The sequence below is a fragment of the Xanthomonas sp. XNM01 genome, assembly GCF_014851915.1.
Taxonomy (GTDB): domain Bacteria; phylum Pseudomonadota; class Gammaproteobacteria; order Xanthomonadales; family Xanthomonadaceae; genus Pseudoxanthomonas.
On record NZ_JACVAP010000006.1, the window covers coordinates 238208 to 248724 of the forward strand.

Genomic DNA, 10517 nt, shown 5'->3' on the forward strand with positions numbered 1-10517 from the left:
ACGCGGGCGACGGGTGAAGTTTGCCGCAGATGCCCCCATCATGTCGTCATCGCGGATGACCGGTCCGCACCGTCAGCGGGAGTTCGACCATGCCAGACGCCCTGATCGACCTCCTCAGCGGGGGCCTGCTCGCACCGGGCTGGTGGGGCATGCTGCTGGTGCTGCTTGCCTTCACCCAGCTGACGATCTTCTCGGTCACCCTCTACCTGCACCGCAGCCAGGCCCATCGCGGCGTGGATTTCCATCCGGCCGTGGCGCACATGTTCCGCTTCTGGACCTGGCTGACCACCTCGATGATCACCCGCGAGTGGGTGGCCATCCATCGCAAGCACCATGCGAAGGTGGAAACCGAGGACGATCCGCACAGCCCGCAGTTCAAGGGCATCGGCACCGTGTTCTGGCGCGGCGTCGAGCTGTACCGCGAGGCGCGGACCGACCGGCCCTCCATCGCCCAGTACGGCAAGGGCGCACCGGAGGACTGGATCGAGCGGCACCTGTACACGCCCCACGCCAACCTCGGCCCGGTCGCGCTGCTGCTGATCAACGGCGTGCTGTTCGGCCTGCCCGGCGTGGCGCTGTGGGCGATCCAGATGGCGTGGATCCCGTTCTGGGCGGCCGGTGTGGTCAACGGTCTCGGCCACTGGTGGGGCTATCGCAATTTCGAATCGGCCGACACTTCGACCAACCTCACCCCGTGGGCGGTCTGGATCGGTGGCGAGGAACTGCACAACAACCACCACGCCTTCCCGAGTTCGGCGCGCTTTTCGATGCGGCGCTGGGAATTCGACATCGGCTGGGCGGCGATCAAGGCGATGGAGACGGTGGGCCTGGCCCGGGTGCTGCGCGTGGCGCCGAGCCTGGACATCCGCCCCAACATCACGGTGCCCGATACCGAAACCCTGCGCGCGCTGCTGTCGCACCGGTTCCAGGCCATGACCGACTACCAGCGCAACGTGCTCAAGCCGGCACTGCGCGAGGAGGCGGCCGCGGCGGGCGCGAAGCTGCGCCAGCTGCTGCCGCGGCGGATGCGCCGCGGCCTGGTCGACGACGGCCGCTGGCTCAAGCCCGACGCGCGCGAACAGCTGCGCGACTGGGTCGCGCAGCGCCCGCGGATCCTGACCCTGGTCGAGTACCGTGCCCGGCTGTCGGCGCTGCTGGAAGCGCGCAGCCACGATGCGGCCGAACGCCTGCGCCAGCTGCAGGCCTGGTGCCACGAGGCCGAGGCCAGCGGCATCCGTGCGTTGCAGGAGTACTCGGCGCGCCTCAAGGGCTACGCGCTGGCGCACTGATGCGGTCGACGGCGCACACGGTGTATCGGGCGGCCCGACCTCGGTCGAGCCTGCTGCTGGGCGCGTGCCTGCTGGTGCCGGCGATCGCGGTCGCGCAGGTGCAGGGCACGGCCGACTATCTGGCACGGATGGATGCCGACGGCGACGGCCGGGTCTCGCTGGCCGAGTACCTGGCCTGGATGGGCTACGCCTTCGAACGGATGGACCGCAATGGCGATGGCATCCTCAGCGCCGATGAACAGCCGGGCGGCAAGGGCGCGCCGCTGACCCGCGACCAGCACCGCCAGCGTCTGGTCGAGCGCTTCCATCGGCAGGACACCAACCGCGACGGCCATCTGGACGCCCGGGAGCTGGCCGCACCCCCGCTGTGACCCCGCTGCGCGGGGTGCCAGTCAGGACGTTGTTCGGCCTGCCGCCTGGTCTCGGCATTCACTCCGGATCGCCGCCCTGGAGGTCGGGGCGCGGCGGATCCACCAGCGGCTGTCCACGCTGCAGCATCCACAGCATGATCACCTTCTGCCGCACGTAGTTGGCGCCCACATACGCCTCCACCAGGCCGGCCCAGCCCTCGAGGAAGCCCAGGCGCAGCACGTAGCCGCGCCAGAAGCGCCAGGAGGGCGACAGCACCAGCCGGGCCAGACTGGCGCGCTTGCCGCGGGAGAAGTCGTACTCGGCCATCATCCGGGCGTAGCGCTGGTTCTTGTCCAGCAGATTGGCCAGCGACCTGTACGGCAGGTGGAGCAGGTCGCCCTCGAGGGTGACCACCGGACCGTTCACGGTCGCCTTTTCGTGGATCTCGCGCTCGCCGCGCCAGCCGCCGCGGCGGCGGTCGAACAGGCGCATCTTCCGGTCCGGGTAGGTGTTGCCGCGGCGCAGGAACCGGCCGTAGTACTGCGAGAGCCGCGCGAACTGGTAGCCGGCGGCGCGGCTGAAACCGGCGTTGCGCTCCCGCTCGATCGAGGCGCGCAGTTGCGGGTCGACCCGCTCGTCCGCGTCCAGGCACAGCACCCAGTCGTGGCGCGCCTGATCCACGGCGAACTGCTTCTGGCTGCGGAATCCGTCGAACGCGCGGACCAGCACCCGCGCGCCCATGCGCTCGGCCAGCTCGCGTGTGCCGTCGGTGGAGCCGGAATCGACCACCACCACCTCGTCGCAGAACGAAAGCGAGCTCAGGCAGTCGGCCAGGCGGTCGGCTTCATTGAAGGCGATGATGCAGGCCGACAGGGGCGTGGCCTGGCCGGGAGCGACGGAAGCGGGCATGGGCAGATCGAAAGGTCCGGGGCGGAAAGCCTAGCAGCGCCCGGGCCGCCGTCCCAGAAATGCCGGGATCGTCCTGGCGAACGGCGGCGGCCAGCGTGCATTGCCCGGCCTGGCGGTCCGGCCGCCACGGAGCCGGTGCGGCCGGGCCGCACGTGGCCGAATGCTAAAATCCGGCGCCTTGTTCCGTCAGAGCGTGTCATGTCCGAGCGACCCGTCGCCAGCGTCGTGTTCACCACCTACAACCAGCCCGACTGGCTGGAGAAGGTGCTGGTCGGCTTCTCGGTGCAGACCCGGCTGGATTTCGAGGTGATCATCGCCGACGACGGCAGCGGCGAGCAGACCCGCGAGCGGATCGAGGCCCTGCGCCCGCGCCTGCCGATGCCGGTACGCCACGTCTGGCAGCCGGACGATGGCTTCCGCAAGTGCACGGTGCTCAACAGCGCGATGGTATCCAGCGCCAGCGACTACCTGATCTTCACCGACGGCGACTGCATCCCGCGGCGCGATTTCGTCGAGACCCACCTGCGGCTGCGTGCGCCCCGCCGATTCCTGTCCGGCGGCTACCACAAGCTGCCGATGGCCACGAGCCAGGCGATCGGCCACGACGACATCGTCAGCGGGCGCTGCTTCGACGTGGAGTGGCTGCGCGCGCACGGCATGCCGGCCTCGCGTCGCGACCTCAAGCTGAGCGCGGGGCCGCGCCTGGCCGGGCTGCTCGACCTGGTCAGTCCGGCACGTGCCAGCTGGAACGGGCATGGCGCGTCCGGGTGGAAGCATGAGCTGCTGTCGGTCAACGGCTTCGACGAACGGATGCGCTACGGCGGCGAGGACCGCGAGTTCGGCGAGCGGCTCGAGAACGCGGGCATCCGTGGCAGGCGGATCCGCCATCGCACCGTCGTGCTGCACCTGGACCACCCGCGTGGCTACGTCACGCCCGAGGGCATCGCCTTCAACCGCCAGCTGCGCGACGAGACCCGCCGCAGCCGCCGGACCTGGACCGAATACGGGATCGAGAAGGGCCCGGCACCCGCCCAGGCCTGAGCGCGGCCACGGGCGGTGTCCGGCGTGGTCGTGCGGATGCGCGGCCGTGTCACGGCGCTGGCGCATGCAGCGGCGCGCCTGGTGAGCATCACGGGCGACATGCCGCGCATCGCCCACCCTCACTGGATCGCGACGGTCCGCGCCCTGCGCCATCAGGCGACGGCGCATCGCACGCGGACCGACATCACCAGCGCAGCCGTCGCCCCGCCAGGGCGCGGCTCAGCCGCGCATACAGCGCCTCGGCGTCGGCCAGCGGCAGGTAGCGAATCCGCAGCGGCGGCACCAGGGCACTGGCGCCAGCGGTATCCAGCCACAGGCTGGCCGTGCCGAGCCGGCGGTCCAGCGGCGAGCGCTGCAGGCGCAGCGCCTGCAGCTTGTCGATCTCGGCGAAGCGCCACCAGCGCGACCACCAGCCGCCGCGCACGGCCACCAGCCGCTCGTCGATCGCATAGGCCAGGCGGCGCGCATGCCGGCGCGCCAGCCATGCCGCGCACGGCAGCCACAGCAGGGCCAGCGCGCCCCACCAGCCGAAGCGCCACGCCAGGATCGCCGTCAGCACCAGGTTCAGCCCGATGCTGCCCAGGAACAGGCGCCACCAGCTGCTGCCGGGCAGGGCGATCCACTGCGGCGGCCATGCCAGCTGCGGCAGCAGGTGGGTGACCAGCCCGTCGCAGGCGGCCGGCGTGGCGATCGGTGCAAGCTCGCGCAGCGCCCGTGGATCATGGTCCGAGCCACCCACCGCGGTGTCGATCCGCAGCGCGCGGCGGCCGAACCAGCGATGCAGCAGGCCTTCCTGCAGCGTCCAGGCCTGGATCCGGCGTGGCGCCACGCTGGTCCGCAGGCGCGCGAACAGGCCGCGTTCCACCGTCAGGCGGCGCTGGTCCTCGCTCAGTCGGAATCCGTGGTACTGGGTCAATGCCAGCACCACCGACAGCAGCCGCAGCAGCGCGACGAACACCGCCACCACCGAGGCGCCGGCCAGGCTGACCCCGATCCAGCCCAGGTGCAGCTGCCCGGCATACCCGGCCGCACTGCGGAAGCTCGACTGCAGCCACTCGGCGACCAGACGCTCGGGGAACACCTGCCACATCAGGCCGAACGCGGCCGCGAACACGATCATGCCGCGGTTGGAGATCAGACCCAGGCGGATGATCTCGCCGACCGGCAGCGCCAGCAGCGTGTCGCCGCCCGCGCTCGCCCTGGCATCCACGGCCGTCGCATCCGCGGGCGCCTGGCCGCGGTGGCGCACGTCGCGTTCGAGCGCGATCGCCTGGTCCATGCCGAGCACGCGCATCTGCGCCTCCGGCTTCTGCCCGCCCGCCGCTTCCAGCCGCACTTCGGCCACGCCGAACAGCCGGTGCAGCAGCGACTGGTGCAGCACCACGTTGTGGATCCGCGCGAACGGGATCTCGCGAAGGTTCCGGTGCAGCAGACCGCTGCGGATGCTGATCCCGTCGACGCCGATGCGGTAGCGGTAGGTGAAGTACTGCAGCACCGACACCACCACCAGCACGACCACGCCGATCAGCGGCCACAGATCGGCCACGCCGTTGTCGCTGCGCCGGCTGCCGAACACCACCAGGGCCACCAGCGGCACCACGAACTGCCTGAGCTGCTGCAGCAGCACGAACAGCCACGACCACGGATGCAGGCGGCGGTCGGGCGCTGCCTCCCCGTCGTCGGCCGCGGGACCGGGAAGGGTCACAGCGCGTCGTCCGTTTCGACCTGGTGCGCCAGATGGGCGCGCAGCGCCTCGGCGTCCTGCAGCTCCAGCAGCGGCATCTTCACTGCGGCCATGCGCGTGCCGGCGGTATGCACCACCAGGGTCGCCAGGCCCAGGTGGCGCTCGATCGGGCCACGTTCCAGGTCCAGGTGCTGGACTCGCGAGACCGGCACCAGCGTCTCGCTGCGCCAGAGGTTGCCGCGCCGCGTGGCGAAGCCGTCCTGGTCCAGCTTCCAGCCCAGCCGCGCATGCCGGCGCAGGCCGATCCAGACGCCCAGCGCCAGGCCCGGCAGCAGGCTGGCCAGCGGCCACAGCCAGGCGTGGTCGGCATCGAGTGCGGACGCGGCGACGAAGGCGACCGCCGCCAGTACCGGGACCAGCCCGAGCACCGCGCCCAGTGCATAGGGCAGGGCACCACGCCGCGGCAGGGTCTGCCAGCCATCGGGAAGTCCGGAGGGCGGCGCGGCGGGAAGCGGCGGAGGCAGGTCGGTCACGGCGGAGGCCCGTGGAAGGGAAGCGCGATCCTAGCCGGATGCCGGTGCCGGCGGGAGAGGCCGCTCAGTTGCGCCCGTACGGGTTGGGCTCGCTGGCGTCCGGACGCAGCGTGTAGCGCTTGTAGGTCCACTGGTACTGCGCCGGGTCGCGGCGCGCGACCGCTTCGACCACGGTATTGAGCGCAGTCACCGCCTCGACCGGATCGGCCGCCGCGATCGCCGCCGGTGCGGACTCCACATGCAGGGCGAAGCCGGGCCCGCCGTCGATGCGCTCGCACCAGGCCACCAGCACCGTGGCGCCGGTGCGCTCGGCCAGGCGCGACAGCAGGGTCATGGTCAGCGCCGGGACGCCGAAGAACGGGGCGAATTCGCCGTCGCCGGCCTTCGGTTGCTGGTCGGGCAGGATGCCGACCGCGCCGCCGTCCTTGAGCACCTTCCACAACTGGCGCACGGCCGGGCCTTCGGCGCGCACCTGGCGCACGTTGTCCACGCCGCGCACCTGCTGCAAGAAGGCGTCGCCGACGTCGGATTCGGGTGGCCGGTAGACGATCGCGATCTGGCCGCGCGAGGCCAGCCACTGGTTCAGCAGCTCCCAGTTGCCGAAGTGCGGTGCGGCGACGATCACCCCGCGGCCAGCAGCCAGCGCCGCGTCGTACAGGGCCTCTCCATGCCGCTCGCGCAGCAGTTCGTCCAGGTTGCGCTGCGGCGTCCTGCTCCAGAGCTTCATCGTCTCCAGCGCCTGGCGCGCGGTCGTGCGCAAAATCGCGCGCTGCAGCGCCTGGCGCGCTGATGCATCCAGCGTGGGGAAGGCCAGTTCCAGATTGCGGCGCGCCACCCGGCTCTCTCGCGCGTCGATGCGCTGCCACAGCGCCGCGATGCCGTCGCCAAGCCGATACAGCACCGACCACGGGAGCCGGCCGAGCAGGGCGGCGAGGAAACGGAGGAAACGGGCCAGCGTGTTCGGCGACATGGCCGCAAGTCTAGTGTCTGCGGCCGCGGATGCCGAGCCGGCGCGCGCTGCCCGCCGGGCCGGGAGGATGACACCGGCGGGCGGCAGCGCGATCCTGTGCGGCCTTCCGACGTCGAGGACCGCCATGCTCGCCCTGATCCAGCGTGTGACCCAGGCATCGGTGGAGGTCGACGGCGTCAGCGTCGGCAGGATCGGGCCGGGGCTGCTGGCCCTGGTGGGGGTGCAACCCGGCGACGACCAGGCACGGATCGAGCGCATGACCCAACGCCTGCTCGGCTACCGCGTGTTCACGGACGAGGGCGGCCGCATGAACCGGTCGCTGACCGATACCGGCGGCGGCCTGCTGCTCGTGAGCCAGTTCACCCTCGCGGCGGACACCGACAGCGGCATGCGGCCCAGCTTCACCAGTGCCGCACCGCCGGACGAGGCTGAACGCGGATTCAACCTGCTGGTCCAACGCTGCCGGCAACGCCACGCCGGGGGGGTGGAAACCGGCCGTTTCGGTGCCCATATGGTGGTCAACCTGGTCAACGACGGCCCGGTGACGTTCCTCCTGCGGGCCTGAATGGACGCCGGCGGCAACGCCGCCAAGTCCTTGTCGCACAAGGAATCGCCCGCTCTGGTCGGGCGGGCCTGTTATAATGCTAGGTTCTCTTCACAGACCTCTACGCCGGTGGCAACCCGCATGGCCAACGAACGCCCAGCCCAGCAGTCCGAAATCAAGCAGCTCATCAGCAAGGGCCTTGAGCAGGGCTACCTGACCTATGCCGAGGTCAACGACCACCTGCCCGACGACCTCGTCGATCCGGAGCAGCTGGAAGACATCATCGGCATGATCAACGGCATGGGCATCGATGTCCATGAAGTCGCACCCGACGCCGAAACCCTGCTGCTCAACGACGGCAACACCGGCAACCGCGAGATCGACGATACCGCGGCAGAAGAAGCCGCCGCCGCGCTGACCGCCCTCGACTCCGAAGGTGGCCGCACGACCGATCCGGTGCGCATGTACATGCGCGAGATGGGTACCGTCGAGCTGCTGACCCGCGAAGGCGAAATCGCCATCGCCAAGCGCATCGAGGAAGGTCTGGGCCAGGTCCAGGCCGCTCTCGGCAGCTTCCCGTGGTCGATCGAGCTGCTGCTGGAGGAGTTCGAACTCCACAAGGCCGGCAAGAAGCGCCTGGCCGAAGTGGTCGTGGGCTTCAACGATCTCGTCGAAGAGGAGCCGGCTCCGGCCGCCGCTCCCGCGTCGGACGACGACCAGTCCGATGCCGATGGCGACGAGGACGACGAGGACGATGTCAGCGACGACGAGGAAGCCGAGGCCGGTCCGACCGGTCCGGACCCGGCCGAGGTCGCCCGCCGCATGGACGAGCTGGCCGCCGAGTACGCCAAGTTCAAGAAGGCCCACGCCAAGGCCGGCGCCCAGGCCAAGAACGTGATCAAGATGCGCGCCGACATGGCCGAGCGCTTCGTCACCTTCAAGCTGCCGCTGCCGCTGACCGACACGCTGGTCCGCAAGCTGCGCGAAGTGCTGGGCGAGATCAAGGACCGCGAGCGCCGCGTGCTGCACCTGTCGACCAACGTCGCCCGGATGCCGCGCAAGGATTTCATCCGCTCCTGGGAAGGCAACCAGACCAACCTGGAGTGGGTCGACGAGGCGCTGAAGCGCAAGCAGAAGTGGTCCTCGGCACTGCGCGACGTCAAGGACCAGATCGTCTCCGAGCAGCAGGCTACCATCGCGATCGAGCAGGCGATGTTCCTCGACCTGGCCGACATCCGCGAGATCGGTCGGCAGATGGCCTATGGCGAAACCAAGGCACGCAAGGCCAAGAAGGAAATGGTCGAGGCCAACCTGCGCCTGGTCATCTCCATCGCCAAGAAGTACACCAACCGTGGCCTGCAGTTCCTGGACCTGATCCAGGAAGGCAACATCGGCCTGATGAAGGCCGTGGACAAGTTCGAGTACCGCCGCGGCTACAAGTTCTCGACCTACGCCACCTGGTGGATCCGCCAGGCGATCACCCGCTCGATCGCCGACCAGGCGCGCACCATCCGTATTCCGGTGCACATGATCGAGACGATCAACAAGCTCAACCGCATTTCCCGCCAGATGCTCCAGCAGTACGGCCGCGAGGCCACGCCGGAGGAGCTGGCCAAGGAAATGGACATGCCCGAGGACAAGATCCGCAAGGTGATGAAGATCGCCAAGGAGCCGATCTCGATGGAGACCCCGATCGGCGACGACGAGGACTCGCATCTGGGCGACTTCATCGAGGACACCAACGTGGAGTCCCCGATCGAGAACACCACCAACATCAACCTGTCGGAAACGGTCCGCGACGTGCTCGCCGGCCTGACCCCGAGGGAAGCCAAGGTGCTGCGCATGCGCTTCGGCATCGACATGAACACCGACCACACGCTGGAAGAAGTCGGCAAGCAGTTCGACGTTACCCGCGAGCGTATCCGCCAGATCGAAGCCAAGGCGCTGCGCAAGCTGCGTCACCCGAGCCGCTCCGAGCAGCTGCGCAGCTTCCTCGACATCGAGTAAGCGGGCGTAGTCCGGGCGACCGGACATGGCGACCAGGAAGGGCCCCGCGATGCGGGGCCTTTCCGTATCTGGCTGCGGCCCGGCACGCTCCACTACACTGTCCGGCGCATGCGGGCCTATAGCTCAACGGTTAGAGCAGGGGACTCATAATCCCTTGGTTCCAGGTTCGAGTCCTGGTGGGCCCACCATTCGCTGGACTTGTCGTCGGCGCGCGCGGGCCGCTATCGCCAGCCACGCGCCCTCGGTGTTTCTGCGGAACTGGCACCTGAGGGCCGTGCAGCAGAAATCGAACAGTCGCCCGCGGCAGCGGGGCACATGCTGCAAGGTCAGCACTCGCCGGATCCGGCGTGCCTATGGCTCTCGAAGGCGATGCAGCCTGCTGCTGGCAGCGCGGTACGCCGCTGGGATAGGCAGGCGCGCGATGTCCAGCGTTGGCAGGCGGATACAGGGTGCAGTCCAGCGCATGGCGACGCTGCTGCTGCCGACGCGCGCGGGTCCCTTGTGTCTTGCGCAATCCACTTCTCCAGCCTTCTGCGGATGCGCGTTGTCGCAGCACGTGCTGCTGGCCGGAAGAACATCACACCCCACCGCCGATTCAGCCGGCTCAGGTGAGAGAACGCCCACACAAGGCAAGTGTCCCGACGGCTCTGATTGGGCGCGGGGCTCGCCTTCACGCCCCCGCCCCTGTGCATCGGAGTGTCATGGCCCCGTTGAGCTGCAGGTTGCGTGGTGCCGGGCAGCTGGGTCGGAAGTGATGCCAACTTCTCGAAGCGGGTGAGCACGTCGAATCAGGTGGCTGTCCTCACCCACCTGGTTCCCGGCTCACGGACGTCATCGGGATGGCTGGAGGACTTGGCTCCGGAAGTTGTTCCCCATGGGCTCGTATCTATCCATAGGCCTTACAGATGGGGCGAACATGTGGTGATCGCTGCTACGCCAACAATTCCCTCTCTGATCCGGATCTGCTCCGACAGGGATGACGCTACCGGAACTGGCGCCTCCGCGGGCTGACCAGGGCGGAGGGATGATCTTCGTAGGGAGGGCTTCCCTTCTTGTTCGTACTGGCCCATAATTCGCGCCCCGCTGACGAGGACTACGGTCTGAGGCGACGGGGACCGGGCCACCGGGGTGTTGCGAACTTCTCTGAAGTCGCTATACTGGGCGGCTCCCCTGAAGGGATCGGTTGATC

9 protein-coding genes and 1 tRNA gene are annotated in these 10517 nt (G+C 69.3%); 6 read left to right on the forward strand and 4 right to left on the reverse strand.

Annotated features, from left to right (window positions below):
- Positions 1-89: 89 nt before the first annotated feature.
- Positions 90-1289: a fatty acid desaturase gene (locus tag IB242_RS18800; protein ID WP_192283122.1), complete on the forward strand. Its 1200-nt coding sequence runs from the start codon at positions 90-92 to the stop codon at positions 1287-1289.
- A complete protein-coding gene (locus tag IB242_RS18805; protein ID WP_192283124.1) occupies positions 1289-1660 on the forward strand; it encodes a hypothetical protein in 372 nt (123 codons plus the stop codon). The genes IB242_RS18800 and IB242_RS18805 overlap by 1 nt, the downstream gene beginning before the upstream one ends.
- Positions 1661-1718: 58 nt before the next feature.
- On the opposite strand, the gene IB242_RS18810 is transcribed toward IB242_RS18805, so the two are convergent.
- The gene (locus IB242_RS18810) at positions 1719-2549 is read right to left on the reverse strand and encodes a glycosyltransferase family 2 protein (RefSeq protein ID WP_192283126.1); all 831 of its coding nucleotides are present in this window, start codon (positions 2547-2549) and stop codon (positions 1719-1721) included.
- Positions 2550-2747: 198 nt separating this feature from the next.
- On the opposite strand from IB242_RS18810, the gene IB242_RS18815 reads away from it, so the two are divergent.
- Positions 2748-3590, forward strand: a complete 843-nt coding sequence (locus IB242_RS18815; RefSeq protein ID WP_192283127.1) for a glycosyltransferase family 2 protein — start codon at positions 2748-2750, stop codon at positions 3588-3590.
- 184 nt (positions 3591-3774) lie between these two features.
- On the opposite strand, the gene IB242_RS18820 is transcribed toward IB242_RS18815, so the two are convergent.
- The 3 genes from IB242_RS18820 to IB242_RS18830 all read right to left on the reverse strand — a co-directional run bounded on the left by IB242_RS18820 (position 3775) and on the right by IB242_RS18830 (position 6777).
- The gene (locus tag IB242_RS18820) at positions 3775-5295 is read right to left on the reverse strand and encodes a PH domain-containing protein (protein WP_192283136.1); all 1521 of its coding nucleotides are present in this window, start codon (positions 5293-5295) and stop codon (positions 3775-3777) included.
- Positions 5292-5807: a PH domain-containing protein gene (locus tag IB242_RS18825; RefSeq protein ID WP_192283144.1), complete on the reverse strand. Its 516-nt coding sequence runs from the start codon at positions 5805-5807 to the stop codon at positions 5292-5294. The genes IB242_RS18820 and IB242_RS18825 overlap by 4 nt, the downstream gene beginning before the upstream one ends.
- Positions 5808-5871: 64 nt before the next feature.
- Positions 5872-6777, reverse strand: a complete 906-nt coding sequence (locus IB242_RS18830; RefSeq protein WP_192283146.1) for a lauroyl acyltransferase — start codon at positions 6775-6777, stop codon at positions 5872-5874.
- Positions 6778-6901: 124 nt separating this feature from the next.
- Between IB242_RS18830 and dtd the strand changes: the two genes are divergently transcribed.
- The 3 genes from dtd to IB242_RS18845 all read left to right on the forward strand — a co-directional run bounded on the left by dtd (position 6902) and on the right by IB242_RS18845 (position 9516).
- Positions 6902-7342, forward strand: a complete 441-nt coding sequence (dtd, locus tag IB242_RS18835) for a D-aminoacyl-tRNA deacylase (RefSeq protein ID WP_192283148.1) — start codon at positions 6902-6904, stop codon at positions 7340-7342.
- A gap of 120 nt (positions 7343-7462) precedes the next feature.
- Positions 7463-9328, forward strand: coding sequence for an RNA polymerase sigma factor RpoD (gene rpoD, locus IB242_RS18840; RefSeq protein ID WP_192283150.1), 1866 nt, complete (start codon positions 7463-7465; stop codon positions 9326-9328).
- Between the two features lie 112 nt (positions 9329-9440).
- A tRNA-Ile gene (locus IB242_RS18845) sits at positions 9441-9516 on the forward strand.
- The last annotated feature ends 1001 nt before the right edge of the window (positions 9517-10517 follow it).

Bases quoted from the DNA above. Each gene is read 5' to 3' on its own strand.
- rpoD (WP_192283150.1), top strand. From the start codon at position 7,463: ATGGCCAACGAACGCCCAGCCCAGCAGTCCGAAATCAAGCAGCTCATC.
- IB242_RS18800 (WP_192283122.1), top strand. From the start codon at position 90: ATGCCAGACGCCCTGATCGACCTCCTCAGCGGGGGCCTGCTCGCACCG.
- IB242_RS18810 (WP_192283126.1), bottom strand. From the start codon at position 2,549: ATGCCCGCTTCCGTCGCTCCCGGCCAGGCCACGCCCCTGTCGGCCTGC.
- IB242_RS18815 (WP_192283127.1), top strand. From the start codon at position 2,748: ATGTCCGAGCGACCCGTCGCCAGCGTCGTGTTCACCACCTACAACCAG.
- IB242_RS18830 (WP_192283146.1), bottom strand. From the start codon at position 6,777: ATGTCGCCGAACACGCTGGCCCGTTTCCTCCGTTTCCTCGCCGCCCTG.
- IB242_RS18805 (WP_192283124.1), top strand. From the start codon at position 1,289: ATGCGGTCGACGGCGCACACGGTGTATCGGGCGGCCCGACCTCGGTCG.
- dtd (WP_192283148.1), top strand. From the start codon at position 6,902: ATGCTCGCCCTGATCCAGCGTGTGACCCAGGCATCGGTGGAGGTCGAC.